Genomic DNA, 25940 nt, shown 5'->3' with positions numbered 1-25940 from the left:
TTGTTTCTACGCCTATAAAAATAAAATGAGCCCTGACAATTACGTCAGGGCTCATTTATTGTTAAAAACCACGGACAACATTAAATTACTTCAAGCCCCATAGTTCTATTTCGGCTTTTTCGTTACTGGCGTTATTGACGGTGTGATAAACAAACGTTACATTTTTAATTTCTGCGCTGCCATTCTTCAATTCGATAGTTCTGCTTTCACCACCGGGTTTGAATTGTGTTTTTAATGCAACGTCTTCTGTTCCACCACCCTCATAGGCTACCTGCATGCTTTCCATATGCACAGGGGCGTCTTTTACCTTCACTTGTAGCGCTTTGTATCTGTCCTTACCAATAATTATAAATTTGTCCTTGTCAGTTTTAAAATCAACGCTGGCTTTACCGATCTTATGCCAGCCAGCCTTGTTATTGGTAATAACCTCTGGCTTTTGTGCATGAACTAAAGTAAAAGTAAAAAAGGTAACCGCTAACAATAAAACGATTCTTTTCATGGTGACTCTTTTTAAGTGAATAAGGGTACTAAAGCAAAAGCTGTTCCTTCCTCAAAATAAAAAGCCCCGACTTTAGTCGGGGCCGGATAAGGAATATAGCGATAACTCACAAAACACTAACGAGTTGTTGGCCAGTTTATAATAGTTTGACACAAAGTCTCTTTATGATTTGTTAAAAAAGGATCGCGGTTAAGCGACCCTTTCGGTTTACCTGAACCTCGTTGTTACACACATAAAAACCCGGGCAAAGAACAGGAAACCTGAAGGATAAGAACGCCTTCTTACGGGAAGGCTATGGTTAACGGTTAGTTTGTACTGCTAAGTTAGTAAGCTCATCAGTGAAGGAGAAATCCGGTTTGTCACGAATTCTCCGGTTCTTCCCTGGTGGTTAGGAGGAAGCAGTCAGTTGACATTTACCAATTCATTCGCAATGGGCTTTACCGCAGGGAAGACGGAGTTGATGCCGATCCCACAAACCCAGCGCGATGTGAATCCAAACCTTTCACAAAATTTCGGTTATTGAAACCGGTCTTTATGGTGATTATGATGAAAAAAAACAAGATCGTATCAGGTATTATGGCAATGGTATGTTTACCGGTTGCCTTCCTGCATGGACAAACCAGTAAAGAGAAAGAAACCTTTTCATGGAGCAATCTGCCTGGCGTTGAGCAGCCCGTTTTTAATACAGATACATTTAATATTGTACAGTTTGGCTCGGTTGCAGATGGACTTACACTGAATACAAATTCCATCAACAAAGCTATTAGTACCTGCAGTGAAAAGGTGGTGGCATAGTGTTGATTCCCGGTGGCATTTGGTTAACAGGTCCGGTTGAAGTGAAAAGCAATGTAAACCTGCACCTGGACAGGGATGCCATCCTGCTGTTTACAAAAGATTTCAATCAATTACCCTGAATGGTTTTAAATATTCGCCCAATGAAGGGGTGGTATTTAGCATCAATGGCGACAAGAACGAATATCATGGTCTCCAATGCCAACCTGTCAAACAACCGCAATGAGGTGGAGTTCAGCAATGGGGCCAACCGCTCGGTGTTTATAGCAGAATAATTTTTAAAGGAGGTCGTTCGCTAACTGGTGGACGGCTCATCTTTAATATTTGTAGCTTTGCACCGATGAACGACAAACCCACCAACCGGTTTTACCTGATTCTCATTCTCGGCTTATTAACGGCCATTGGGCCATTTTCTATTGATATGTACCTGCCGGCCTTCCCCGATATTGCAAAGGGGCTGCATACCACGGTGTCGCAGGTAATGTTATCGCTCTCCAGCTTTTTTATTGGCATTTCTGCGGGTCAATTTATTTATGGACCATTGCTGGAGCGGTATGGCCGCAAAAAACCTTTGTATGCAGGGCTTACCATTTATTTGCTGGCTTCACTGGGTTGTGCCCTGGCGGCTTCGGTACAGGCATTGATCGCTTTACGATTGTTACAAGCCCTGGGAGGCTGTGTGGGTATGGTGGCTGCCCGCGCCATGGTGCGTGATCTGTTTGAAGTAAAAGAGAATGCCAAAGTATTTTCTACCCTCATGCTGGTGGTGGCGGTATCGCCTATTGTGGCGCCTACAGCCGGTGGTTATGTTACTGCCATCTTAGGCTGGCGCTGGGTATTTGCCTTGCTGATGATCGTGAACGCATTCATTTTGGCCGGTATTTATTTTTTACTGCCGGAAAGTAAGAAACCTGATCCCAATTTTTCCCTGAAACCCAGGCCAATAATCAAAAGTTTTACCAGCATCATTGTGCATCCGCAGTTTTATACCTATGCCTTAACTGCTTCCATTTCAGCAGCGGGGATGTATGCCTATATTAGTGGATCGCCTTCGGTATTCATGGATCTTTTTCATGTAAGTGAAAAACAATACGGGTGGATCTTTGCGCTGATCGCCATGGGACTGATCGGCTCCAGCCAGATCAACAGCGTGCTGTTACGAACGTATACCAGCGAACAGATCATTAGAATAGCGCTGGCTTGTCAAACCTTTGTCGGACTGGTAATGGTGACGCTTACGCTCCTTGGTTTTAGCGAGCTGTTCATTACCATTTTTCTCATCTTTCTTTTTTTGTGTTGCCAGGGTTTTACGTTTCCCAACGCTTCAGCGCTTTCTTTGGCGCCTTTTGGCCATAATGCGGGCAGTGCATCTGCCTTGCTGGGCGGCATACAAATGAGTATAGGGGCCTGTACTTCGGCCCTGGTTAGTGTGTTCCAGAATAATACAGCCCTGCCTATGACGGGTGTAATGGCCTGTTGCGCTACAGGTGCACTGACTGTTTTACTGGTGGGAAGAAAGATTATTTGTCTGAAGGCCCGGCAAAATGCGGTGGAACAGGAAGATGTGGAGATGATCAGTACGCTGTAACAGGTAATGTAGTATGTTTGCGGCTATGAAATATTCTCAATGGATTGGTATTGCGGCTTCTATACTTCTGGTAATTGCTGGTTTTTTACCCTGGACCTACCATCCCGACCTGAATAAGAATTTTACCGGTTTCTTTACCGAAAATAATGTTTATGGTAAGCCCGGGTATGTATTTGTGTGGATGTCAATTATTACCATTGTGTTTTTTGCCATCCAGCGGGTATGGGCCAAACGTTGGAATATGTTTATTTGCGCCCTCGTTTTAGCCTACGCCATAAAAAGTTTTATCATGTATTCCGGTTGTTACCGCGGAATTTGTCCCGACAAATTAGCAGGTTTGTGGATCATGCTCGTATCTGCAGCATTGATGATGGCAATGGCGCTGTTTCCCGATATGAAATTGAATGAGGAGCCGAAGAAGTAATAGAGTAATAGATAGACTTATTTAACCTCTTTGGCAATGTTACTGATATTCTACACCAGGATCTTTTTCCATTTGTTGAAACTCCTCAAGGGTATAGCGTTTTTTGCTGTCGTCCATTGCTCTTTCTTCCCACTAATATACAAATTTCTTTATTGGAATATCTTCGCCACTCCAAAAGCAGCCCCCGCTGCAACTGCACCAATAAGCATTACACGCAAAGCGCCGGCCCATGGATGAATGCCCGTCATACGGCTTTTGAAATAGCCGAATATAAACAGGCAAATCAGCGTAACCAGTACGGATATCTTCAACGCTTCTACCGGTGTACTGATAAAGAAGTAGGGGCTCAGTGGTACTAAGCCACCCACCACATATGATAAACCGATATTCATAGCAGATTTGGTGGCGCGTTTTGGATCGGGTTTATCCAATCCCAACTCATACTTCATCATGAAGTCGACCCATTTTTGTTTGTCCCTCGCTATTTCTTCTACCGCTCGTTTTTGGATGTCTTCACTTAAACCTAAATGTTCAAAAAACTCCCGCACTTCTTCTTTCTCCTTTTCAGGCACCTGTTCCACCTCTCTGTATTCACGCTTCAGCTCACTGTTATAATGATCTATTTCGGTTTTGCCGGCGAGGTAACCGCCCAGTCCCATGGCAATGGAACCGGCGGCAATTTCAGCAATGCCGGCAATGATGATAATGCCGGTTGAACTAACGGCGCCGCTTAATCCTGCAGCCAGGGCAAAAGGTACGGTGAGTCCGTCGCTCATTCCAATAACAATATCAGTAAGCCAGGCGGCGCTTTCTAAATGTTCTTCGTGATGTTCCATCGCTTATAAACTTTCCAGGCTCTTTTTTATGATCTGAACACACTCCATGATCTGGTCACGGTTAATTATTAACGGTGGCGCAAAACGGATCTTATCACCATGCGTAGGCTTGGCCAGCAGCCCATTGTCTTTTAAAGTTAAACATAAATTCCAGGCCGCGTTCTTATCAGCATGATCAATTACAATTGCGTTCAGCAAACCTTTGCCGCGAACAACGGAAATATAAGGAGAGGCCAACGCCTGTAATTCTTTTCTTAATAATTCACCCATGGCCATAGCATTGGCAGCCATGTTCTCTTCTTTTAAAACCCGAAGCGATTCAACGGCCACACGGCATGCCAGCGGATTACCACCGTAGGTTGAACCGTGCTCGCCGGGGCGAATGGTTAACATGATTGGATCATTTGCCAATACAGCCGAAACAGGAACAGTACCACCACTTAATGCTTTGCCCAGGATTAAAATATCCGGTTGCACCTTGTCATGGTCGCAGGCCAGCATCAGCCCGGTACGGCAGAGGCCGGTTTGTATTTCATCGGCTATGAACAACACATTAGCTGCTTCGCAATATTGTTTCGCGCGCGACAGATAACCGTCGGCGGGCAATACTACACCGGCTTCGCCCTGAATTGGTTCTACCAGGAAGCCCGCTACATTGGGGTCCTGTAATGCTTTTTCCAGCGCTGGCAGGTCGTTGTAAGGAATAACCGTAAAGCCCGGCATATACGGACCGAACTGGTTGCGTGAAGAGGGGTCGGTGCTGAATGAAATGACAGTACTGGTACGGCCATGAAAATTTTCGCTACATACAATAATGGTAGCCTTGTTTTCAGGGATGCCTTTTACGGCATAGCCCCAGCGTCGGCAGAGTTTTATGGCTGTTTCAACTGCTTCAACCCCGGTGTTCATGGGCAGCACTTTATCAAAACCAAAATAGTTGGTGATGAACTCGGCATATTCGCCCAGGGCGTTGTTATAAAATGCTCTTGATGTAAGTGTCAGTTGCTGGGCCTGTAACATAAAAGCCGCAATGATCTTTGGGTGGCAGTGTCCCTGGTTTACGGCTGAATAACCACTCAGGAAATCATAATAGCGTTTGCCATCAACATCCCATACGTACACGCCTTCACCTTTTTCCAGCACCACGGGCAGGGGATGATAATTGTGAGCGCCATATTGCTCTTCAAGATCGAGATAATGCTTTGTTTTTTCTGATAAAGTAGACACCATAAAAGGGGTAATAATAAATTATAAATAAGCCGTAAGACCAATAAAATATATCGTAAAAGGTTGACCAAACAGGCATAGGGACATGCCAGTAACGCCCCGGCAACGCCGGGACAGGATTAATTACCTTCGATGATTCAGAAAATCGAGGTTGTAATGAAGAAAGTGTGGTATGTAGACTTTGTAATGGATAACAAAAGCTATTTGTGCAAAGATAATCAATTTATTTCACCTCAAATACAGCGTATTGGGCAGGCCATTGCAGGGCAGGAAGTTGATTTTTAGGAAATATGCCATAGAAACAGGAGCCGCTGCCCGTCATGGAGGCATAGAGGGCGCCCGCATCATACAATGCATCTTTGATGGCTTGCAGGGCTGGATGATGTTTACAAACCGGCGCTTCAAAATCGTTGTTGAGGTTATTACGCCAGCTGGCTACCGGTTGTTGAATGATTTCGGGTAAAGGTTGTGGTGATGGGGCAGGGGAGAGTTGTGAAAAAGCCCAGCCTGTATTGATGTGTACTCCTGGATGCACTACCAGGAATGAATAAGTACTCAGATCCAGTGGTATGCTTTGCAGCAATTCGCCGCGGCCTGTTGCATAGCAGGGTTTGTTGATGATAAAGAAGGGACAGTCACTGCCTAATTGTAGGGAATAATCCAACAGCTTTTCGCTGCTTAGGTTCAATTGAAATTTCTCGTTGAGTGCTGATAGGGTAAAAGCGCCATCGGCAGAACCGCCACCCAGTCCGGCGCCCATAGGAATAGCCTTGTGCAGGTATAGTTCGATGTCACCTAGTTGAGGAAAATCTTTCTTGAGTAAGTTGTAAGCTTTAACGCAGAGATTATCTGCTGTCAAACCCTGCACAATCAGACCGCTTAAGTGAAGCCCGACCGGCCCGGATTGTTCTGTCGATTGCCGATCCACGATTGCCGATTCACGATTGTCTGCCGTCTGCCTTGCCCGCCGAAGCTTTTGCGTAGGAGGGCCGTCTGCCTTCACCACTTCCAACGCATCCCTTAAAGGCAACGGGTAAAAAATGGTTTCCAGGCTGTGGTAACCATCTTCACGTTTGCTAACAACATGAAGCCCGAGATTGATCTTACAATTTGGAAATACTATCAAGTTTCTATCCCCTGCGTTTGCGACTGTTGATCTCATCGCGGATGGCGATGGCCCGGATGTAATCTTCCTGTTCCAGCACCTCGTTCAGTAAGGTGTTCAACTCATCCAGGGTCAGTGTTTTTAAGTCGTCGGTACCAGCAGCAGATTCAGCGGCCACGGCTTCGCGGGGCTGTTTTTTCTTGCCCGATGGGTCTTCCATCAAAATACCAGCGCTTTCGAGAATATTATCGTAAGTATATATAGGACATCCGAAGCGCACAGCCAGGGCCAGCGCATCGGATGTTCTGGAATCAATTTCTACAGTATCGTGTTCACTTACACAAATAAGCTTAGAATAGAAAATGCCTTCCTGCAGATCGCAGATCACGATCTCCTGAAGATCAATATTAAAGGCATTCATGAAATTTTTCATCAGGTCATGCGTAAGCGGACGACTTGGATGCATTTTTTCCAAAGCCACCGCTATCGCCTGCGCCTCAAAACCACCAATTACAATGGGAAGGCGACGCAACCCGTTTACTTCTCCTAGCACCACAGCATATGAATGAGTTTGTGTTATGCTGTGTGATAAGGCAACTATTTCCAATTCTATTTTCTTCATAACGAAAGCACGAAACTAAGGGTTTTTATTCAAAAAATGAGCCCAATTCCTTTAGCCTCATTTCATTGAATATACCAGGTTAATTTATGCCATTCCTTTCAGCTTTTTTACCGCTTCCGTTATTTTGGGTATTACTTCAAACGCATCACCCACAATACCATAATCGGCCGCTTTAAAGAAGGGGGCTTCGGGGTCCTTATTTATAACCACAATCACCTTGCTTCGGTTCACTCCGGCCAGATGTTGTATGGCGCCCGAAATGCCGACTGCAATATATAAATTAGGCGCAATAGTAAGACCGGTTTGTCCAACATGTTCGTGGTGCGGGCGCCAATGCTCATCCGCTACCGGACGGCTACAGGCGGTGGCAGCACCCAGTGCATGGGCCAGGTTTTCGATCAACCCCCAGTTGTCGGGGCCCTTTAAACCCCGGCCGCCGCTTACTACCACTTCGGCTTCGCTTAATGGTACCTCGCCACTGGCCTTGTTTACCGCTTTTATTTTCACTTTTGGTGCATTAACTGTTGCGTTAAATGGCACCACTTCAGCAGATCCGCTGCCTTCAACCACCTGGTACGAATTGGGGTTGAGGGTAATGATCTTTATATCTGAATTGATGGTAAGATTTGCAAAAGCCTTACCTGAAAAAACGTTTTTCTTTACGGTAAAACCGTTGGCAGTATCCGGCAAAGCCACAGCGCCAGGTACCAGTCCGGCTTTAAGGCGGGCACTGAGGCGGGGAGCAATAGCTTTACCATCTACGTTGTTGGAGAATATAATCACTTTTGAACCCGCAGCTTGCGCCACCTGGGCAATTACATTGGTAAAAACCTGTGCATCGAAGTGATTAAGGGTATCATTAGCCACATGATGTATCTTTTTTACCCCATATTTACCTAGTGCCGATAACTGGTCGGCTGCCACAGCGCCCAACACTACCCCTTCGGCAGTAGTGCCCAATTGTTCTGCTACTTTAGCGCCGTAACTTAATACCTCGTAAGAGGCTTTTTTTACATGGCCATCGGCCTGATCTATGAATACTAAAACCATAATCTGCTAATTTGATAATATGCTAATGTGCTAATGGAAAGCAAGCAATTTTTAGTACACTAGCATAATAGGTTTGTTGAATAAAGAACTGGGTCCTGAAGTGTGCGACGTTTAGCCCATTAGCTAATTAGCACATCAGCCCATTAGATTATTTTCGCTTCCTCATGGAGTAACCGCACCAGTTCGGCCGGGTTATCGGCAGGGATCAGTTTAACGCCTGCTTTGGCTGGTGGTAATTCAAAACTGGCCACTGTGGTGAGGGCATCGGCAGCAGCGGGTTCCAGCACTTTTAAAGGTTTGGTGCGGGCGCCCATTATACCCTTCATGTTGGGGATCCTTTGTTCGGCCATTCCCTTCTGGCAGCTAACTACCACGGGTAAATTTACCTCACAAACTTCTTCACCGCCTTCAATTTCGCGGGTGATGATAGCGGTAGTGCCATTTAATTCAAATTTTACAGCCAGCGATACATAAGGCATATCCAGCAGTTCGGCCACCATACCGCCAATGGACGACCCATTGAAATCGATGGTTTCTTTACCGGTAAAAACCAGGTCGTAGTTTCCTTGTTTGGCCACTTCAGCAATTTGCGACGCAATGTAAAAACTATCCGTGCTGGTGGTATTTACCCTGATGGCTTCATCGCCGCCAAGGGCCAGGGCCTTGCGGATAACCGGTTCGGCATCGGCGCCGCCAACATTTATAAGATGTAAAACAGTAGCAGGATCCTTTTCTTTCAGTTCAATAGCGCGAACCAGTGCATACCATTCGTCGTAGGGATTAATGATCCACTGTACGTTGTCCTGCGCAAATTTCGTATTGTTATCGGTGAAAGCTATTTTTGCCGTGGTATCCGGCGTTTTGCTGATACAAACTAAGATCTTCATTGGCAAATGATTTATTTGATTCATTGGTTGTTTATGCAACCATCAGGTGTACAAATATAAGTGCCACAAAGATACATTTTGATATTTTATTGATTTTTTAATTGAGGGATAATGGACCGTATAACCAAATTGAAGGATTTTTTGCAGGCCAACCCCCGCGACAGTTTTCTGAAACACGCACTGGCATTGGAATACATAAAATTTGAAGACGATAGAACAGCCCGGGAAATTTTTGAGGAAATACTTACACAAGACCCCGGTTATATCGGTTCTTATTACCATTTGGCTAAATTATTAGAGCGTACAGGCGACACCAATGCTGCCATCCAATGGTATGAAAAGGGAATGGAAGCCGCCAAAAAAGCAGGCGATAACCATGCATTTGGCGAGTTGAGAAGCGCGCATGAAGAACTAACTTTTTAATAAACTGCATGACCTTACTGCAACGATTTCAGCAATACATTTCTGACAATCATCTTTTTTCAACGGGCGATACCTTACTACTGGCCGTGAGCGGAGGTATCGATTCCGTGGTTTTGTGCGAATTGTGCAAACAGGCAGGCTATTCATTTATTATTGCACATTGTAATTTTAAACTCAGGGCAGATGAAAGCGAACGCGATGCCGCTTTTGTACAACAGCTTGCCCAAAATTACAAGGTCCCATTTTTAAGGAAAGAGTTTGATACCGCGTCATATGCGCAAAATCATAAACTGTCTATTCAGGAAGCCGCCAGGGAATTAAGGTATGGTTGGTTTGCAGGGTTGCTGAACCCGGCAAACCCCGGCAGGTCGGGGCAGGCTGGCAGACGGCAAACGGCAAACTTGAAACCTGAAACCTGGAACCTGGAACCTGGAACCCAGCAATCGGCAATTCACGATTCACGATTCACGATTCACGACTTAGAACCGGGAAACCTCAATTTACAACAGCCTACTGTTCTACTCACTGCCCACCACCTCGACGACAACATAGAAACCATGCTGATGCATTTCTTCCGCGGCACCGGCATCCATGGTTTGCGGGGCATGTTGCCCAAAAAAGGCCAGATTGTTCGGCCATTGTTATTTGCCCGTAAACAGGAGTTGAAACAGTTTGCCACCGACAATAATTTGAACTGGGTAGAAGACAGCTCAAACGCACTTGACAAATATTCCCGGAATTATTTCCGCAACCAGCTTATTCCGCTGGTGCAAAATATTTATCCCGAAGCAGAAAATAACCTGGCCGGTAACCTGCGCCGCTTTGTTGATATGGAACAATTGTACGAACAGGCCCTTGCCGTACACAAGAAAAAATTGCTGGAATACAAGGGCGAAGAAGTGCACATTCCCATCCTGAAATTGCAAAAGTCAGAACCGCTGCATTCCATCGTATACGAGATCATCAGCGGCTTTGGTTTTTCGGCAGCCCAGGTAGATGAAGTGATTAAGTTATTAGGCAGCGAATCGGGCCGCTATGTACAATCGGCTACCCATCGCATTATAAAAAACAGGCGCTGGTTGATTATTGCCGCGGCGCAAACTGAACAGGCGCAAACCCTGGCAATAGATGCCGATGAAGACCGGATCGTATTTGAAAATGGGGCGTTGGAGTTGACGCAGATAAATAGCAGCAATGTGCAATTGGTCAATGACCCTGCTATTGCATTAATTGATCAAAACACCTTACAGTTCCCCTTGTTGCTGCGCAAGTGGAAAAAGGGCGATTATTTTTATCCGCTCGGGTTAAAAAAGAAGAAAAAACTCGCCCGCTTCTTTATCGATCAGAAATTATCCATGACCGATAAGGAAAAAGTATGGGTGCTCGAAAGTAATAAAAAGATCCTGTGGGTGGTAGGCCTGCGGATCGATGACCGGTTTAAAATAACCGGGTCAACAAAACAGGTGCTGCGGATACAGTTTACCGGTTAATAGCCAATATATGTGCGTATTTGTTGAATGAACGCCGCCAATACAGGATAATCTGAAAAGACATAACCGGTAAAGATCAAAAACGCAATCCCATACAGTGCTCCAAAAATGTGGGCCGAGTGATTGATGCCGCCGCCACCCCGCTTATCGAGGAAAGAGGAGATCACCAGGTACAGGAATCCAAAAATAAAGGAAGGTATTCTTAAAGGTAAAAAGAGCAATCCCATTTTATCCAATGGGTTAAGAATAATAAAGGCAAAGATCACTGCCGAAACAGCGCCGGAAGCGCCAAGGCTTCTGTAATAATTATCGGCGCGATGTTTTAAATAGGTAGGCACCAAACAGGCAAACAGGGCAGTTATATATAATACCAGGTAAAGCAGCTTTCCTTTCTCCTGGAACACCTGGATAAAACTGTGCTCCACATATTCGCCAAACATATACAACGCGTACATATTAAAGATCAGGTGCCCGTAATCGGCGTGAATAAGTCCGCAGGTTAAAAAACGCCACCATTGTTTATTATAAGTTACTGCGGGCGGGTCAAAAATAAAATCATTGAAAACTTTATCATTCGAAAACGCAGTAATAGAAACCAGAACTGTGATAATAATAATGATCAGGGTTATACTCATTGATTGGTATTGATTGTCAAAAATAATAAGAAACAAGGTACACTCATACGTTGTAATGGATCAGAAAAGGGCGAAACCGGGGCACATAACCGAAAACGGTAAGGGTGAATGGTGAATTTCTTTCCCAAAAAGTAGTGTTAATTCCTGATTTGAAACAAATTTGCGTATTCCTACGCTTACAAATCTGCTCTAAATGATTTATTTTCATTCTCCAATTTTGAGGTCAACTAATTGAAAACCATTAGTTAATGGCTGGTTTTGAGGCTATGGGGCAATTTTCAGGTTTCCGCCCGTTCTGGCATGGTACGATGTTGATTATATAGTAATATGACACGGGGCGAATGAAATGAGGACGGAATACACATTAATAAAGGGAATAGTCTTCATAGGTATATAAGGGCCCTCCCGATCATCGGGAGGGCTTTTTCATTTTTTGCATATTACCTTTGTGCATTAAATCATAATATGCCTGGCAATATTTTACTCATCGATGATGAAGAACAGCTGCGAAAGTTATTAAGCCGTATTATTTCACTGGAAGGTTTTATCGTTGAACAGGCTGGAACCCTCAAAGCTGCCTGGGCGCAGTTGGCTCAAAAGGAACCCGACATCGTGTTGTGTGATGTAAAACTGCCGGATGGCGATGGCGTTCGCTTTGTAAAAGAGCTTAAGGAGAAATACCCGCTCATCGAGATTATTTTATTAACCGCATTCGGCAACATTCCCGATGGGGTGCAGGCCATCAAAAACGGTGCATTCGATTATATTACCAAGGGAAACGACAACGATCGTATTGTTCCCTTGCTGTACCAGGCGCTCGACAAAGCCACGGCGCAAAAGAAATCGGCGATAAAGATCAAAGACAAAGGCGCTTACACCTTTGATGATATTATTGGGCAAAGCACGCTTATAAAACAAGCCGTACAACTGGCGCAGCGTATTGCCCCGGCCAATACCAACGTATTATTATTGGGAGAAACAGGTACAGGTAAAGAAGTATTTGCCAATGCCATTCATGCCAATAGCAAGCGGAGTGATAAAGCCATTGTGGCCATCAACTGCAGCGCTTTTGCCAAAGACCTGCTGGAAGGAGAGTTGTTTGGTCATAAGGCCGGCGCTTTTACCGGCGCCAACAAAGACAAAAAAGGATTGGTAGAACTGGCCGATGGCGGCACGCTCTTCCTCGATGAAATAGGGGAAATGAATATCGACCTGCAGGCCAAACTGCTACGCGTAATTGAAAACGGCGAATTCATAAAACTGGGTGATGTAAAAACCACCAAAGTAAATGTGCGCATTATTGCGGCTACTCACCGCGACCTGAGAAAAATGGTAGAAGACGGTACCTTCCGCGAAGACCTGTATTACCGGTTGAACGTTTTTACTATCTCCTTACCGGCATTGCGCGATCACACCGACGATATCCCGGCCCTGGCCAATCATTTCCTGGCCTATTATACAGCCAGAGAAAACCGGCCGGTTTTACATATTCAAAAAGACGCATTGCAGTTATTGCAACAGCATAGCTGGAAGGGAAACATCCGCGAATTACGAAATGTACTGGAAAGAGCCACTATTATGGCCGAAGGGGATACTATTCTGGCTGAAAATCTTCCTTTTGATATTCAGAAACAGGACAAAGGTTCATCCAGCCTTACCCTGGCCAGCGTAGAAAAAGATCATATTCAAAAAGTACTGCGTCATACGAATGGGAATAAGACGAAGACGGCGGTGTTGTTGGGGATAGGGTTAACTACGTTGTATAGGAAGATGGAGGAATATGGTTTGTGAGTAGTCAGCAGTGAGTAGTGAGTAAGTTCGCTATTATTCAAACTTCTGAACAATCGGAAACCCACTCACTACTCACCACTGACTTTATTGCCTTTCCAACGGCGGGTGCTGCACTGCATTCACTACCACCGGATATTTCTCTACAGTTACGTTACTCGGGTCAAGACCAAAGTTGATGCTTTCCTTAACGCTCAGCCATTTCAGGTTGAAATAACTTTTCATTACAAAGTTTTTCCAGAACGACATCGCATTCTCGAACGACAGGAAGCTTTCCATAACCAGGAAGCGGAGATCACCGATCTTACTATCCTGGTAATGTTGTTCATTCCGGTTGCACAGATCCACTTCACCTGTTTTCACCAGTTCGTTCACTACCTGTTGAAAATAATAGTCAATACGCGGCTCTATCCGGAAACCCAAATTGAATTCCACAAAGTACACGTCGTCTTTAACGATCGTGTCAACATGGTAACGCATGGCGTACGGTTCATCCAGTACGTTTACGTGTACGAACCAGTAGATATCGGCCCGTTTGGGTTTTTTAGACAGAATAGAATTGATGGCTGTCTTTTCTACTTTACGGGGCGAACCGGAACTGGTTAAATAAACCAGGTTGGTGGCGTATTTAGGGATCTTTTCATCAATGCTCAACTCCTTTAATAAAGGAACATAGGTTTCTATCGGCACCATTTTCTTCAAACCATTGGTAATGGCCCGGCCTCTCCGCCATATGTACATCACCAAAAACAGGGCGGAACCGATCAGCAGCGTTATCCAACCACCTTCTTTTACCTTCTGCAGGTTGGCCGTCAAAAACGACAATTCTATCACCAAAAACAAACCGGTAACCAGTGCTATCAGGATTCCATTTACACGTTTGGCATGCAGGTAGAAATTGATCAGCACGGTACTCATCAACATGGTCAATGTAACGCTTAACCCAAACGCCGCTTCCATTTTGGAGCTTTCTTTAAAGTAGATCACCATGCCTAAACAACCGGCCATTAACAACCAGTTCACAAAAGGAATGTAGATCTGACCTTTAATATGACCGGGGAACAAAACCCGGTGACGTGGCCATATATCCAGGCGAATGGCTTCATTCACCAGGGTAAAGCAACCACTTATCAGCGCCTGGCTGGCAATGATGGTAGCCATCGTAGCAACTACCAGCGAAGGCAGGTAGATGGCATCAGGCACTATATGATAGAACGGGCTTATATTACCAACTTCCTGGCCTACGTGTTGTAACAACCAGGCAGTTTGACCGCCATAGCTCAGGATCAGCGTGATCTTGATATAGATCCAGCTTACGCGGATGTTGTTTCTGCCGCAGTGGCCCATATCGCTGTACAGGGCTTCGGCGCCTGTAGTACAAAGGAAAATGCTACCCAGCAACCAGAAACCACCGGGCACTTCTTTCAACATCACATAGGCATAGTAGGGGTTCAGGGCTTTAAACACACCAGGCTCATGGCTGATTGCCATTACACCCAATACCCCAATAAAGGTGAACCATACCACCATCACGGGACCAAACACCTTACCTATCTTATCCGTACCAAATTGTTGAAAGATAAATAAGCCAATAAGGATCACGATCACGATAGGTACGGTGTTCATATGCGGATATATTTTATCCAGCCCTTCAATAGCAGAAGCCACTGAAATGGGCGGCGTAATAATACCATCGGCTATTAAGAAGGCGCCACCAGCCATGGCTATGATCAATAACCATTTGCCCCAAAAACGGCGGATCAACGCATACAATGAGAAAATACCACCCTCACCCTTGTTATCGGCCTGCAGGGTGATGATCACGTATTTAAGCGTGGTTTGAAAAAAGAGTGTCCAGAAAATGGCCGAAAAAGCACCAAGTGCAACATCTTCGGTGATAACGCGGCCATGGAAAACCGCATTCAATGTATATAAAGGAGACGTACCAATATCGCCGAACACAATACCTGTGGCGATCAGAATACCCGCTGCTGTGATTTTTTTGTGGAATACAGCCGGTGAAGAAGATGCACTCATTTTATTTACTTGTTTTAACCTTACCCGGAAGTTTTCTTTATTTCCGGGTTTAATATTAGTAGGGCACAGCGGACAATTATTACAATGCAAGAAATGCATTTTTTATTGTAAAACCCTTCCAATTTGATAAAACACCTTTTCAAAATGGCATGATCTATTAAAATGACAAAATGAACCTTTGTTAGCCAAACCTTCACATCTTATTGTTAATTAACTCCTTGTTGAAGTTTCCTCCGATTTAATTTTTGCGGCACCCCGTTGGATATTGGTTGATCAAATTTAAAGCAATGCTAACACTGATGTTATTTGTAGCAGGACTCATTTGTTTTTACCTGTTTTATAAATCAATCGACTTTTTTGAAAAAATATAAATCTATGATCAACGCATTATTCATTTTGTCAATACTGGTTTTTGGTTACCTGTTGTACGTATTAATTAAACCCGAAAAATTCTAGTAGTGGGTAATGAGTAGTCAGTAGTGAGTAAGCTCGCTAGTATTCAGACTTCTGAATAGTCATGAACCCACTCACTACTGACTACTCACTACTCACAAAATCATTGTTATGAATACAGAACTCTTTGGTGTAATAATCACCTTCCTTTTAACCGTGCTGCTCGCGTGGCCATTGGGAAAATACATTGCCAGAGTATTTAAAGGCGAACGCACCATCACCGATTTTATGAACCCGGTTGAACGGTTCATCTTCCGGGTATCCGGAATAAATCCCAACGCCAGCATGGACTGGAAACAATTTCTGAAAGCCATGCTAAGTATAAACCTATTGTGGTTTGTATATGCATTTTTTGCTTTATTGTTCCAGGACAAATTACCGCTGAACCCCGATGGCAACCCTGCCCAAACACCTGACCTGGCTTTTAACACCGCCATCAGCTTTTTGGTAAACTGTAACCTGCAGCACTATTCCGGTGAAACAGGATTAACTTATTTCACCCAGTTAGCTGTGATTACATTCTTACAGTTTGTATCGGCAGCTACCGGTATTGCCGCTCTGCTTGGTTTATTAAACGGGTTAAAAGAAAAAACAACCAATAACCTCGGCAACTTCTGGAACCTGCTGGTTAAATCCATTACGCGTATTTTACTGCCTCTTTGTATAATAGGGGGTATAATAATGGCCTTTAATGGCACTCCAGCCAGCTTTGATGGAAAAGACAGTATTGTTACGCTGCAGGGCGATTCGGTACAGGTTTCTCGTGGGCCCGCAGCCGGTATGATCGCCATCAAACACCTTGGCACTAATGGAGGCGGCTGGTTTGGCGCCAACTCAGCCCATCCACTGGAGAACCCCAGCTACTTTACCGCCATGCTGCAACTGGTGATGCAGGTGGTTATACCCATCGCTATGATCTTTGCCATGGGTTTTTACATTCAACGTAAAAAGTTTGCTTACGTAATCTTTGGGGTAATGACGATAGGGATGTTATGCCTGCTCATTCCCACCATTGTTACCGAAATTCATGGCAACCCCGCCATAGCCAGGTTGGGCGTTACCCAGGCAACGGGCGCTATGGAAGGGAAGGAAGTGCGGTTTGGCCCTGCCTTATCGGGTTACTGGAGCATCGTTACTACCATCATCTCGACCGGTTCGGTAAACTCGATGCACGACAGTTCGATGGCCATTTCCGGACTGATGCAATTACTGGCCATGATGATCAATGCCTTTTATGGCGGTTGTGGAGTAGGGATCTTAAACTATTACATCTACATAATTATCGCGGTATTCATCTCTGGATTAATGGTTGGCCGTACACCTGAGTTTATGGGCCATAAAGTAGAAGCAAGAGAGATCAAGATTGCCTCCATGGTATGGTTGCTCTCGGCCATCCTGGTTAAAGGCGGTGCAGCGTTTGCGGCCTATATGGTAGCGCATCACCCCGATGTGGCCTGGGCGGTAAAACCCTCAGCCTGGTTAAACAATCCTTCGTACCACGGTTTTTCTGAAATGTTGTATGAATTCACTTCGGCGAATGCCAACAATGGCAGTGGGTTTGAAGGATTGGGCGATAACAATATATTCTGGAATGTAAGTACTGGTATCGTGCTCATCCTGGCCCGGTTTATCCCCATTATTGGTCCGCTCGCTATTGCCGGTTTGCTGGCCAATAAGAAATTCATTCCCGAATCGCCCGGAACGTTGCGTACCGATTCGCTCACCTTTGGTGCTATGACCTTTGCCGTGATCGTAATTGTAAATGCATTGTCTTTCTTCCCGGCCCTGGCATTAGGCCCGATAGCAGAATATTTCTCATTACAATAATTCAGAACTCAAGATGTCAAAAAGAAAACGCGAAATAAAATTGTTTGAACCGGCGCTGGTAAACACTGCCATCAAACAATCTTTTATAAAATTGAGCCCCCGGTTAATGGTGAAGAACCCGGTGATGTTCACTGTGGAAATTGGCACCATTGTGATGCTGGCAGTGGTGATGTATCAAATAATTACGCATGATGCTACGCAGGGTGCCCTGTGGTACAATATTGTAGTATTTGCCATTTTGTTCCTTACCGTGTTGTTTGCCAACTTTGCCGAAGCGCTGGCCGAGGCAAGAGGTAAAGCCCAGGCCGAAAGCCTGCGCAAAACAAGGGAGGAAACACCCGCTAAAAAAGTAATTTCCCCTGGCGATATTTTCGTAAAAGAAATAAAAGTAGTACCGTCCTCACAACTTCGGTTAAACGACCGGTTTGTATGCGAAACCGGTGATGTAATACCTATGGATGGGGAGATCATTGAAGGAATTGCCACCATAGATGAATCAGCCATAACCGGTGAGTCTGCGCCGGTGATCCGCGAGTCGGGTGGTGATAAATCATCGGTGACCGGTGGTACCAAAGTGCTTAGCGACCGTATTGTGGTACAGGTAACAACCCAGCCCGGAGAAACGTTCCTGGATAAAATGATCGCGCTGGTAGAAGGCGCCAGCCGGCAGAAAACACCCAATGAAATTGCATTGACCATTCTGCTCGCCGCCTTTACACTTATTTTCATCATCGTGTGCGTAACGCTGAAACCATTTGCCGATTACGCCAATACACCTATTACCATTGCCGCATTTATATCCTTGTTTGTGTGTTTAATCCCCACTACCATTGGTGGATTATTATCCGCCATTGGTATTGCGGGAATGGACCGTGCATTGCGTGCGAATGTGATCTCTAAAAGCGGTAAAGCCGTTGAAACCGCGGGTGACGTGGATGTGCTGTTGTTGGATAAAACAGGCACCATCACCATCGGTAACAGAAAGGCCACTAATTTTTATCCGGCCAGGAATGTAGAAGAGCATGAATTTATTGACCTGGTTGTGTATAGTTCATTGGCCGATGATACGCCGGAAGGAAAATCGATCGTTGAACTGGCGGCCAAACAAAGCAGCCCTGATCTTACCCTCGATCAGTTCCGTCATCAGAAGTTGGCGGTACAGGCAGCGCCCCTCACTTTTATCAAATTCACTGCAGAAACGAGAAGCAGTGGAGTTGATTTCCCTAATGGAACAAAGATCCGGAAGGGCGCCTTTGACGCAATACGCAACCTGGCCATGAAAGCCGGCAACGGTATGCCCTTGGAAGTGGAAGACCGGGTAAAGAAGATCTCCGGCGATGGCGGTACCCCGCTTGTGGTATCGGTGGATAATGTAATAAAAGGCGTGATTGAATTACAGGATATCATCAAACCCGGGATCCAGGAACGGTTTGAACGTTTGCGTAAAATGGGTGTAAAAACGGTAATGGTTACCGGTGATAATCCGCTTACAGCAAAGTATATTGCCACTAAAGCAGGCGTAGATGATTTTATTGCCGAAGCAAAACCGGAAGATAAAATGAACTACATCCGCAAGGAACAGGCAAGCGGTAAACTGGTGGCCATGATGGGTGATGGTACAAACGATGCGCCCGCGCTGGCGCAGGCTGATGTGGGCGTAGCCATGAACAGTGGTACCCAGGCGGCAAAAGAAGCCGGTAACATGGTTGACCTGGATAACGACCCCACTAAATTGATTGAGGTAGTGGAGATTGGTAAACAGTTGCTGATTACCCGTGGTACCTTAACCACCTTCTCCATTGCCAATGACGTAGCCAAATATTTCGCTATCGTTCCGGCCCTGTTTATTGCTTCTATTCCGGCCCTGCAACATTTGAATATAATGGGTTTGAAAAGCCCCGAGTCGGCTATCTTATCAGCCATCATTTTCAACGCCATTATTATTCCCATGCTGATTCCCCTGGCATTAAAAGGCGTTGCGTATAAACCAATAGGCGCCAGCGCCCTGTTACGCAGAAACCTGTTGATCTATGGTGTGGGCGGCGTAGTGGTTCCGTTTATAGGTATCAAGCTGATTGATATGTTGCTGGCAGTTTTTATGTAAATTAATACAAGTTCCCGGTTCCCGGTTTCCGGTTGCCCGGCATCGAAGCGGCGTTTTCCTGGTAACCGGTAACTGGTGACTGATTGCAGGTTCTAATAAAAATGTAAAACAATGAAAAACTTTCTTATCTCCATAAAGCTCACTCTCGTCCTGATTGTTCTTTGTGCCCTGGTTTTCCCGGTACTCATTGCCATGGTTAGCAAACTGGCGCCAGGCGGTGGTAAAGGTGAAACCGTAATGACGCACGGCCGGGTCGTAGGCTATGCAAAGGTTGGACAAAAATTTACTGCCGATAAATATTTCTGGGGCCGCCCTTCGGCAGTGGATTATAACGCTGCCGGTTCAGCGGGTTCTAACAAAGGACCTTCCAACCCCGATTATTTAAAAACCGTGCAGGACCGCATCGATTCTTTCCTGGTGCATAACCCCGGGGTTAAAAAAGAAGAGATCCCTGCCGAGATGGTAACGGCATCGGGTAGTGGCCTCGATCCTGATATTTCACCGGCATCGGCCCTGATCCAGGTTAACCGCGTAGCCGCTGTACGCAGAATACCAGCCGGTAAAGTAAAGGCGCTGGTGGAGGAACATACTGAAAAGCCATTTCTCGGTTTACTGGGGCCATCCAAAATAAATGTGTTGAAGTTGAATGTAGCGTTGGATGAGCTAAGGTAACCGGATAACTAAATAACAACGGATGAAAAGAACTTTAATGTGCGCAGCTGTATTAAGTACAGCTACCGGAATGGCGCAGGATACAACCTTGAACAAAAGCCAGGTAACTGTTAGCGGCTATGCAGAAGCATATTATAGTTATGATTTTTCAAAACCAAAAGAAAACAACCGGCCGGGATTTATATACAGTCATAACCGCACCAATGAGTTCAATGTGAATCTTGCTTTTGTAAAAGCTAATTACACGGCTGATCGAATAAGGGCAAATATTGCACTGGGAGTTGGAACGTATATGAATGCAAATTATACGGCTGAGCCGGGGGTATTAAAAAATATCTATGAGGCCAATGTGGGCGTCAGGCTTAGCCACACCAGGAATTTTTGGCTCGATATGGGCATCATGCCATCCCATATAGGTTTTGAAGGCGCGGTGAGTAAAGATTGCTGGGCGTTAACAAGAAGCATGTCGGCCGATAATACACCTTATTATGAAAGCGGGGCCAAACTAACCTATATAACAAACAATAGCCACTGTTTTTTCAGCGCCATGGCATTGAACGGCTGGCAACGCATTCAACGGGTGGCTGGTAATTCATTAATGAGTTGGGGAACCCAGGTGCAATACAGGCCAACGGATAACGTACTGTTAAATTACAGCACGTTCATTGGTACAGATAAGCCTGACAGCATCAGGCTGTGGCGGTATTTTCATAACTTGTATGGCGTGTTTCAATTTACCGATAAATGGGGTTTAACACTTGGCTTTGATCTTGGACAGGAGCAGGCTAAAAAAGGGGAAAGCAAAATGAACACCTGGTATACCCCGGTAGCCATTTTGCGATATACCCCGGTTGATCAATGGGCGTTTGCAGTTCGTAGTGAGTATTATAGCGATGAGCATGGGGTTATTATCACTACCGGTACTCCAAATGGATTTAAAACCTGGGGGTGCTCTGCCAATATCGATTACCTGCCTGTAAAGAACATCGCTTTGCGTTTGGAGGGGCGGCTATTAAACAGCAAGGATGATATTTTTCTGAAATCTGATCAAAGTGTTACAAGCGCCAATACCGCAGTTACTTTTTCTGCGGCTGTCAAATTTTAATATAACATATGAGTGTTTCTAACGATAAAGAAGACCAGGTGCAGCACTACCTCGACCTGGCTAACCAGTCGGTTCGTGGCAAACTGAAGATCTACATCGGCATGAGTGCCGGTGTGGGTAAAACCTACCGGATGTTACAGGAAGCGCATGACCTGCTTCGGAAAAATGTAAACGTAAAGGTGGGTTATGTTGAAACACATAACCGGAAGGAAACGCATGCGTTGATAGAAGGCTTACCGCTGATACCGCGGCGACAGGTCTTTTACAAAGGCAAACAGCTGGATGAACTGGATGTGCAGGCCGTATTGTTGCTGCATCCCGAAGTGGTGATCGTGGATGAACTGGCGCATAGCAATATACCGGGTAGTAAAAATGAAAAGCGCTGGCAGGATGTGGTAGACATCCTCGATGCCGGCATTGATGTGATCACCGCGGTAAATATTCAGCATATAGAAAGCATCAATGTAGAGGTGAAACAAATAACCGGGGTAGAAGTAAAGGAACGGGTGCCCGATAAGTTATTGCAAATGGCCGATGAAGTGGTGAACATCGACCTTACCGCCCGGGAATTGATTACCCGGTTGCAGGAAGGCAAGATCTACGATCACCATAAAGTACAGCAGGCGCTCACGAATTTCTTTCAACCCGAAAAGATCCTGCAGCTGCGTGAGCTGGCGTTGAAGGAGGTGGCGGGCCAGGTAGAAAGAAAGGTTGATTATACCGTAACCAAAAACAAAACCTGGCAGCATGAACGCTTCCTGGCCTGTATTTCAACCTCACATGAAGCGGCCCAGCGTATTATTCGCAAAACCGGCCGCCTGGCATCGTACTACAATGCAAACTGGTATGTTTTATATGTGCAAACACCCCATGAAGAGCTGGATAAAATACCGCTGGCTGCCCAACGGCATTTGATAAATAACCTGAAACTGGCTACTGAACTGGGCGGTGAAGTAGTACAGGTAAAAAGCAAACACGTTGCAAACGAGATCATTCAAACCGCCATCGATAAAAAGATCACCACCATTTGTATCGGAAAACCACATTTGAATTTATTTCAGGTAATTTTGAGGACAAGCTTATTCAACCAATTGCTAAAAACCCTGTCTGAAAAAGATATTGATATTATTATATTATCGTAATGGCATTAAAGCTTAAAACAAAAGTAGCCCTGGGCGTAGGTTTTCTGTTCACATTATTGCTGCTGGTAGGCGGCGTGGGTTTTTATTATTTCAACATGATCAGCCTGGAGTCGCGGGACGTGTTGAAGGATAATAATAAAAGTGTTGAATATGGCCGCAAAATGCTCGATGCCCTGAATACCTGGGAAAAAGAACGGAGCATGGCCCGTAAGGTGTTTGAGGAGAACCTTTCTGCGCAGGAAAGCAATGTAACCGAAAAAGGCGAATCAGATGTAACTCATGACCTGCACCGTGACTATTCTGCATTTTTGCAACACGATGACTCCATGCCCTTGCAACTGGCTCTGCAAAAGAATATCAGCCGTATTATTCAGATCAACCTCGATGCCATCAATGCCAAAAACGATGCGTCGCAAAAGGCAGTTGAAAATGCCAAGGTGATCATCACCATGATCATAACTTTATGTTTGCTGATCGGGTTTACGTTCATTGTAAACTTCCCGGGTTTGATCGCTAACCCCATCGTAAAATTAACCGAAGGTATTAGGGCTATAGCCAGTAAAAATTATGGCCAGCGCATTCACCTGCAGCGCAGTGATGAGTTTGGCGAACTGGCCCAGGCGTTTAACGATATGGCCGAACAATTGGATTCATACGAACACAGTAACCTGGCGCGCATTTTATTTGAGAAGAAAAGAGCTGAGACCGTTATCAACTCGCTGAAGGATGCCAGTATTGGCATCGACAAAAGCGGTACTGTGTTATTTGCCAACCAACAGGCCCTGCAGTTATTAAGCATGAAGGAGGCCGATGTGGTAGGGCATGCACAGGCCGATGTTCAAAAGCGCAACGACCTGTTCCGGTTCCTTACCAACGAACAAAATGGCATGCCGTTCAAGATAGTAGTGAACGATAAAGAAAACTACTTTACCAAAGAACAGATAGATATTCAGCAGGATCAGGAAATAAGCGGGCATGTGCTTATATTAAAGAACATCACACCCTATAAAGAACTGGATGTAGCCAAGACCAATTTTATTGCCACCATTTCCCACGAATTAAAAACGCCCCTGGCCTCTTCAGATTTTAGTTTGCGTTTGCTGGAAGACGAACGCGTCGGGCAATTGACCGCTGAACAAAAAGAACTGGTGCAAAGCCTGAAAGATGATAACCAGCGCCTGCTGCGCATCCTGAGTGAATTACTCGATCTGTCGCAGGTGGAAAGTGGCAAGATCCAATTGAACCTACAACCGGTTTCTGTAAAAGATATCGTCAACAAGGCGCTGGCTGCAGTACAAAATGCTGCCAAAGAAAAGAATATCCAGATAAAACAACAGCTCGCTGATAAATTGCCTGCGGTAAAAGCCGATGCAGAAAAAGCCGTGTGGATCATCAACAACTTCCTCACCAACGCTATTCGTTATTCTGCCCAGAATGATCACATAACAATAAAAGCAAGTGAGCATGATGCGGGTCATATTGAAATTGGCGTGCAGGATTTTGGCATGGGTATCGATGCTTCCCTGCAACAAAAAGTTTTCGATCGTTTTTACCGCGTGCCTGGTATCCATGAAAAAAAAGGCACCGGGTTAGGCCTCGCCATCAGCAAGGATTTTGCCGATGCGATGGATGGAGAAATAGGGGTGGAATCAACCGTAGGCAAAGGCAGTTACTTCTTTTGCCGGTTTAAAGTGGCCGGAGTGCCCTGAGCGGAGTCGAAGGGGCTGTATGAGGCACTGAGCGCAGTCGAAGAGCCACCACCGATTCTCTTAATTGAACTTGCTTACACTTAAAATAATAATACAGCCGATAATAATAATTGAAAGCAATTGAAACAACGAGATCTTTTTCCGCACCTCGGTAAAAGAGATCGCTTTTTCATTGTTGATACCTTTCTTAAGCACACCCAGGTTCCTGGAATAAAGGGTCCTTACTACCAGCAGCACTATTAATAGGCCGATCTTTATCCTGAACCACAACATCGGTCCATACACCTGGTGCATCTGCACCATCATACCAATCCCCATCAATACGGCAACGCCCAGGCATATGCCCATAATGCGGTTGTATTTGCCTGTGGTGTTAAACAGCGTCTGGGTAATGGCAGCGTCTTTGCCGGCGTATAACCAGAGTTGATTGCTGTGCACCATATTGGCGATCAGCGTACCGGTAAATAAAGCGAATGCACTTACATGAATAATAAGGAAAATCAGATAAACGGAATGAGGTATCATATACAACTTACTTTACAACAAAGTAAGCGGGGATTTAAAAGCGGCACCCGTGATAAAGATCACAAAATAACCGGGCGCATTCTTTTGTTGCGGATGCGGCTCAGGGTTTCGCGTTTTACGCCCAGGTAGGAAGCTAGTTGGGAGATGGGTACCCGTTGTAACAATGCGGGATTATGCTGCTCTAAAAATTCATAACGGCCTTTTGCGGTCAGGATCCTGAACAATTGCAACTGCCGTTCCTGTTTGGCGGCTATCAGTTCCAGGTTCTTTTTACCCGCCTCGCCCAATTCGGGGCATTGCCGGATGGCGTTCAGCAGGTCTGGTTTATCAATGCGGTAAACGATCATAGGTTCGCAGGCTACTACCTCAAAATCGGCCGGGGTATTGAACACATAGCTGTTCTTATGGGTCACCGTTTCGTACTCAAAATAGAAATTGAGATTTACCTCCAGCCCATCCTGGATATTAAAAGCCCGGCAAAATCCCTGCTCGATAACATACAAACTCTGGCAGGTTTTCCCGCAGCGGATCATTGTTTCGCCTCTTTTAAATTCCATCGGCGTAAAAAGCGGCCTTACCACGTCCTGGGCGCGTGGCGACATGTCGCAAAAGATTGTAATGTTTTCTAAAAGGCGTTCCATCAGCGTTTAACAACATCATTTACTGCATTTTGGTTGTAGTTTCGTGACAAAAGGACAAAATCAGGGAACAAAGGTGCTTTGCTGACAGTTTTGTGATCTTTGTTTGCCTACAAAAGGTCTTTGTTGAATGACAACGATGCTTGTTTGAATTACAAGCAGGCTCGTGAATTTGCTGAAGCGCCTGAAAATGAAAAACGAAACCGGATGCTGTTGCATTATGAAACAACGGATGGCTCACGGGTGATCTTAACCGGCGTCAATGAAAATAAAGATTCCATTTAGCAGATCCTACAAAAGTATTGGGAACAGCACCGGGAGCGCTGGGCACGCGGTCGAAATTTGAAACGCCCGCGAAGAAG

Annotated in this window: 25 protein-coding genes; 14 read left to right on the top strand and 11 right to left on the bottom strand. The window is 45.2% G+C overall.

Annotated elements, in window-relative coordinates; genetic code table 11:
- Positions 1-85: 85 nt before the first annotated feature.
- A complete protein-coding gene (locus NIAKO_RS20375; protein WP_014220337.1) occupies positions 86-499 on the bottom strand; it encodes a hypothetical protein in 414 nt (137 codons plus the stop codon).
- Between the two features lie 519 nt (positions 500-1018).
- On the opposite strand from NIAKO_RS20375, the gene NIAKO_RS20370 reads away from it, so the two are divergent.
- The 3 genes from NIAKO_RS20370 to NIAKO_RS20360 all read left to right on the top strand — a co-directional run bounded on the left by NIAKO_RS20370 (position 1019) and on the right by NIAKO_RS20360 (position 3303).
- Positions 1019-1294: a hypothetical protein gene (locus NIAKO_RS20370; RefSeq protein ID WP_133055261.1), complete on the top strand. Its 276-nt coding sequence runs from the start codon at positions 1019-1021 to the stop codon at positions 1292-1294.
- 337 nt (positions 1295-1631) lie between these two features.
- Positions 1632-2879, top strand: coding sequence for a multidrug effflux MFS transporter (locus NIAKO_RS20365; protein WP_014220334.1), 1248 nt, complete (start codon positions 1632-1634; stop codon positions 2877-2879).
- Positions 2880-2904: 25 nt separating this feature from the next.
- Positions 2905-3303, top strand: a complete 399-nt coding sequence (locus tag NIAKO_RS20360; protein WP_133055260.1) for a hypothetical protein — start codon at positions 2905-2907, stop codon at positions 3301-3303.
- Positions 3304-3452: 149 nt separating this feature from the next.
- On the opposite strand, the gene NIAKO_RS20355 is transcribed toward NIAKO_RS20360, so the two are convergent.
- The 6 genes from NIAKO_RS20355 to NIAKO_RS20330 form a co-directional block, all read right to left on the bottom strand.
- Positions 3453-4139, bottom strand: coding sequence for a VIT1/CCC1 transporter family protein (locus NIAKO_RS20355; protein ID WP_014220332.1), 687 nt, complete (start codon positions 4137-4139; stop codon positions 3453-3455).
- A gap of 3 nt (positions 4140-4142) precedes the next feature.
- Positions 4143-5369: an ornithine--oxo-acid transaminase gene (rocD, locus tag NIAKO_RS20350; RefSeq protein ID WP_014220331.1), complete on the bottom strand. Its 1227-nt coding sequence runs from the start codon at positions 5367-5369 to the stop codon at positions 4143-4145.
- A 220-nt stretch (positions 5370-5589) separates the two neighbouring features.
- Positions 5590-6492, bottom strand: coding sequence for a 4-(cytidine 5'-diphospho)-2-C-methyl-D-erythritol kinase (gene ispE, locus NIAKO_RS20345; protein ID WP_041347065.1), 903 nt, complete (start codon positions 6490-6492; stop codon positions 5590-5592).
- Positions 6493-6496: 4 nt separating this feature from the next.
- Entirely contained in the window at positions 6497-7093 is a 597-nt protein-coding gene (locus NIAKO_RS20340; RefSeq protein ID WP_014220329.1) for a bifunctional nuclease family protein, read from the bottom strand.
- A gap of 84 nt (positions 7094-7177) precedes the next feature.
- Positions 7178-8143, bottom strand: coding sequence for an electron transfer flavoprotein subunit alpha/FixB family protein (locus tag NIAKO_RS20335; RefSeq protein ID WP_014220328.1), 966 nt, complete (start codon positions 8141-8143; stop codon positions 7178-7180).
- A 143-nt stretch (positions 8144-8286) separates the two neighbouring features.
- The gene (locus NIAKO_RS20330; RefSeq protein ID WP_014220327.1) at positions 8287-9030 is read right to left on the bottom strand and encodes an electron transfer flavoprotein subunit beta/FixA family protein; all 744 of its coding nucleotides are present in this window, start codon (positions 9028-9030) and stop codon (positions 8287-8289) included.
- A 111-nt stretch (positions 9031-9141) separates the two neighbouring features.
- Here NIAKO_RS20330 and NIAKO_RS20325 point away from each other — a divergent pair, with 111 nt between their 5' ends.
- Positions 9142-9453, top strand: a complete 312-nt coding sequence (locus tag NIAKO_RS20325) for a tetratricopeptide repeat protein (RefSeq protein ID WP_014220326.1) — start codon at positions 9142-9144, stop codon at positions 9451-9453.
- Positions 9454-9461: 8 nt separating this feature from the next.
- Entirely contained in the window at positions 9462-10943 is a 1482-nt protein-coding gene (gene tilS / locus NIAKO_RS20320) for a tRNA lysidine(34) synthetase TilS (RefSeq protein WP_014220325.1), read from the top strand.
- Here tilS and NIAKO_RS20315 read toward each other — a convergent pair.
- The gene (locus tag NIAKO_RS20315) at positions 10940-11578 is read right to left on the bottom strand and encodes a rhomboid family intramembrane serine protease (protein WP_014220324.1); all 639 of its coding nucleotides are present in this window, start codon (positions 11576-11578) and stop codon (positions 10940-10942) included. The genes tilS and NIAKO_RS20315 overlap by 4 nt on opposite strands.
- Before the next feature lie 465 nt (positions 11579-12043).
- On the opposite strand from NIAKO_RS20315, the gene NIAKO_RS20310 reads away from it, so the two are divergent.
- Positions 12044-13369, top strand: a complete 1326-nt coding sequence (locus NIAKO_RS20310; RefSeq protein ID WP_014220323.1) for a sigma-54-dependent transcriptional regulator — start codon at positions 12044-12046, stop codon at positions 13367-13369.
- Positions 13370-13453: 84 nt separating this feature from the next.
- Here the strand turns inward: NIAKO_RS20310 and NIAKO_RS20305 are convergent, their stop codons facing one another.
- Positions 13454-15403, bottom strand: a complete 1950-nt coding sequence (locus tag NIAKO_RS20305) for a KUP/HAK/KT family potassium transporter (protein WP_041349040.1) — start codon at positions 15401-15403, stop codon at positions 13454-13456.
- A gap of 375 nt (positions 15404-15778) precedes the next feature.
- Between NIAKO_RS20305 and kdpF the strand changes: the two genes are divergently transcribed.
- From kdpF to NIAKO_RS20270, 7 genes are all read left to right on the top strand, one after another.
- The gene (gene kdpF, locus NIAKO_RS39775) at positions 15779-15859 is read left to right on the top strand and encodes a K(+)-transporting ATPase subunit F (RefSeq protein WP_014220321.1); all 81 of its coding nucleotides are present in this window, start codon (positions 15779-15781) and stop codon (positions 15857-15859) included.
- Positions 15860-15967: 108 nt separating this feature from the next.
- Entirely contained in the window at positions 15968-17683 is a 1716-nt protein-coding gene (kdpA, locus tag NIAKO_RS20295) for a potassium-transporting ATPase subunit KdpA (RefSeq protein ID WP_014220320.1), read from the top strand.
- A 13-nt stretch (positions 17684-17696) separates the two neighbouring features.
- Entirely contained in the window at positions 17697-19787 is a 2091-nt protein-coding gene (gene kdpB, locus NIAKO_RS20290; RefSeq protein WP_014220319.1) for a potassium-transporting ATPase subunit KdpB, read from the top strand.
- Between the two features lie 111 nt (positions 19788-19898).
- Positions 19899-20459: a K(+)-transporting ATPase subunit C gene (locus NIAKO_RS20285; protein WP_014220318.1), complete on the top strand. Its 561-nt coding sequence runs from the start codon at positions 19899-19901 to the stop codon at positions 20457-20459.
- A gap of 22 nt (positions 20460-20481) precedes the next feature.
- Positions 20482-21564: a porin gene (locus NIAKO_RS20280; protein ID WP_014220317.1), complete on the top strand. Its 1083-nt coding sequence runs from the start codon at positions 20482-20484 to the stop codon at positions 21562-21564.
- A gap of 8 nt (positions 21565-21572) precedes the next feature.
- Positions 21573-22706 (top strand): signal transduction histidine kinase, encoded by a 1134-nt coding sequence (locus tag NIAKO_RS20275; RefSeq protein ID WP_014220316.1) that lies wholly within the window; start codon positions 21573-21575, stop codon positions 22704-22706.
- Positions 22706-24415: an ATP-binding protein gene (locus NIAKO_RS20270; RefSeq protein ID WP_014220315.1), complete on the top strand. Its 1710-nt coding sequence runs from the start codon at positions 22706-22708 to the stop codon at positions 24413-24415. The genes NIAKO_RS20275 and NIAKO_RS20270 overlap by 1 nt, the downstream gene beginning before the upstream one ends.
- A gap of 60 nt (positions 24416-24475) precedes the next feature.
- Here NIAKO_RS20270 and NIAKO_RS20265 read toward each other — a convergent pair whose 3' ends face one another.
- Both NIAKO_RS20265 and NIAKO_RS20260 read right to left on the bottom strand, forming a co-directional pair.
- Positions 24476-24940 (bottom strand): hypothetical protein, encoded by a 465-nt coding sequence (locus NIAKO_RS20265; RefSeq protein WP_014220314.1) that lies wholly within the window; start codon positions 24938-24940, stop codon positions 24476-24478.
- 59 nt (positions 24941-24999) lie between these two features.
- Complete coding sequence (locus tag NIAKO_RS20260) at positions 25000-25581, bottom strand: Crp/Fnr family transcriptional regulator (protein WP_014220313.1); 582 nt, start codon at positions 25579-25581, stop codon at positions 25000-25002.
- A 144-nt stretch (positions 25582-25725) separates the two neighbouring features.
- Between NIAKO_RS20260 and NIAKO_RS38630 the strand changes: the two genes are divergently transcribed.
- Positions 25726-25863, top strand: a complete 138-nt coding sequence (locus tag NIAKO_RS38630) for a hypothetical protein (RefSeq protein ID WP_155966926.1) — start codon at positions 25726-25728, stop codon at positions 25861-25863.
- The last annotated feature ends 77 nt before the right edge of the window (positions 25864-25940 follow it).

This window comes from Niastella koreensis GR20-10, from assembly GCF_000246855.1.
Lineage (GTDB): Bacteria > Bacteroidota > Bacteroidia > Chitinophagales > Chitinophagaceae > Niastella > Niastella koreensis.
Note: the sequence above shows the minus strand (reverse complement) of the source record. Positions and strands in the feature narration are given on the sequence as shown.

What these genes read in the sequence shown, in the direction of transcription:
- NIAKO_RS20375 (WP_014220337.1), bottom strand. Translation starts at nt 499, where the DNA reads ATGAAAAGAATCGTTTTATTGTTAGCGGTTACCTTTTTTACTTTTACT.
- NIAKO_RS20365 (WP_014220334.1), top strand. Translation starts at nt 1,632, where the DNA reads ATGAACGACAAACCCACCAACCGGTTTTACCTGATTCTCATTCTCGGC.
- NIAKO_RS20360 (WP_133055260.1), top strand. Translation starts at nt 2,905, where the DNA reads ATGAAATATTCTCAATGGATTGGTATTGCGGCTTCTATACTTCTGGTA.
- NIAKO_RS20355 (WP_014220332.1), bottom strand. Translation starts at nt 4,139, where the DNA reads ATGGAACATCACGAAGAACATTTAGAAAGCGCCGCCTGGCTTACTGAT.
- rocD (WP_014220331.1), bottom strand. Translation starts at nt 5,369, where the DNA reads ATGGTGTCTACTTTATCAGAAAAAACAAAGCATTATCTCGATCTTGAA.
- NIAKO_RS20340 (WP_014220329.1), bottom strand. Translation starts at nt 7,093, where the DNA reads ATGAAGAAAATAGAATTGGAAATAGTTGCCTTATCACACAGCATAACA.
- NIAKO_RS20335 (WP_014220328.1), bottom strand. Translation starts at nt 8,143, where the DNA reads ATGGTTTTAGTATTCATAGATCAGGCCGATGGCCATGTAAAAAAAGCC.
- NIAKO_RS20330 (WP_014220327.1), bottom strand. Translation starts at nt 9,030, where the DNA reads ATGAAGATCTTAGTTTGTATCAGCAAAACGCCGGATACCACGGCAAAA.
- NIAKO_RS20325 (WP_014220326.1), top strand. Translation starts at nt 9,142, where the DNA reads ATGGACCGTATAACCAAATTGAAGGATTTTTTGCAGGCCAACCCCCGC.
- tilS (WP_014220325.1), top strand. Translation starts at nt 9,462, where the DNA reads ATGACCTTACTGCAACGATTTCAGCAATACATTTCTGACAATCATCTT.
- NIAKO_RS20315 (WP_014220324.1), bottom strand. Translation starts at nt 11,578, where the DNA reads ATGAGTATAACCCTGATCATTATTATTATCACAGTTCTGGTTTCTATT.
- NIAKO_RS20310 (WP_014220323.1), top strand. Translation starts at nt 12,044, where the DNA reads ATGCCTGGCAATATTTTACTCATCGATGATGAAGAACAGCTGCGAAAG.
- NIAKO_RS20305 (WP_041349040.1), bottom strand. Translation starts at nt 15,403, where the DNA reads ATGAGTGCATCTTCTTCACCGGCTGTATTCCACAAAAAAATCACAGCA.
- kdpF (WP_014220321.1), top strand. Translation starts at nt 15,779, where the DNA reads ATGATCAACGCATTATTCATTTTGTCAATACTGGTTTTTGGTTACCTG.
- kdpA (WP_014220320.1), top strand. Translation starts at nt 15,968, where the DNA reads ATGAATACAGAACTCTTTGGTGTAATAATCACCTTCCTTTTAACCGTG.
- kdpB (WP_014220319.1), top strand. Translation starts at nt 17,697, where the DNA reads ATGTCAAAAAGAAAACGCGAAATAAAATTGTTTGAACCGGCGCTGGTA.
- NIAKO_RS20285 (WP_014220318.1), top strand. Translation starts at nt 19,899, where the DNA reads ATGAAAAACTTTCTTATCTCCATAAAGCTCACTCTCGTCCTGATTGTT.
- NIAKO_RS20280 (WP_014220317.1), top strand. Translation starts at nt 20,482, where the DNA reads ATGAAAAGAACTTTAATGTGCGCAGCTGTATTAAGTACAGCTACCGGA.
- NIAKO_RS20275 (WP_014220316.1), top strand. Translation starts at nt 21,573, where the DNA reads ATGAGTGTTTCTAACGATAAAGAAGACCAGGTGCAGCACTACCTCGAC.
- NIAKO_RS20270 (WP_014220315.1), top strand. Translation starts at nt 22,706, where the DNA reads ATGGCATTAAAGCTTAAAACAAAAGTAGCCCTGGGCGTAGGTTTTCTG.
- NIAKO_RS20265 (WP_014220314.1), bottom strand. Translation starts at nt 24,940, where the DNA reads ATGATACCTCATTCCGTTTATCTGATTTTCCTTATTATTCATGTAAGT.
- NIAKO_RS20260 (WP_014220313.1), bottom strand. Translation starts at nt 25,581, where the DNA reads ATGGAACGCCTTTTAGAAAACATTACAATCTTTTGCGACATGTCGCCA.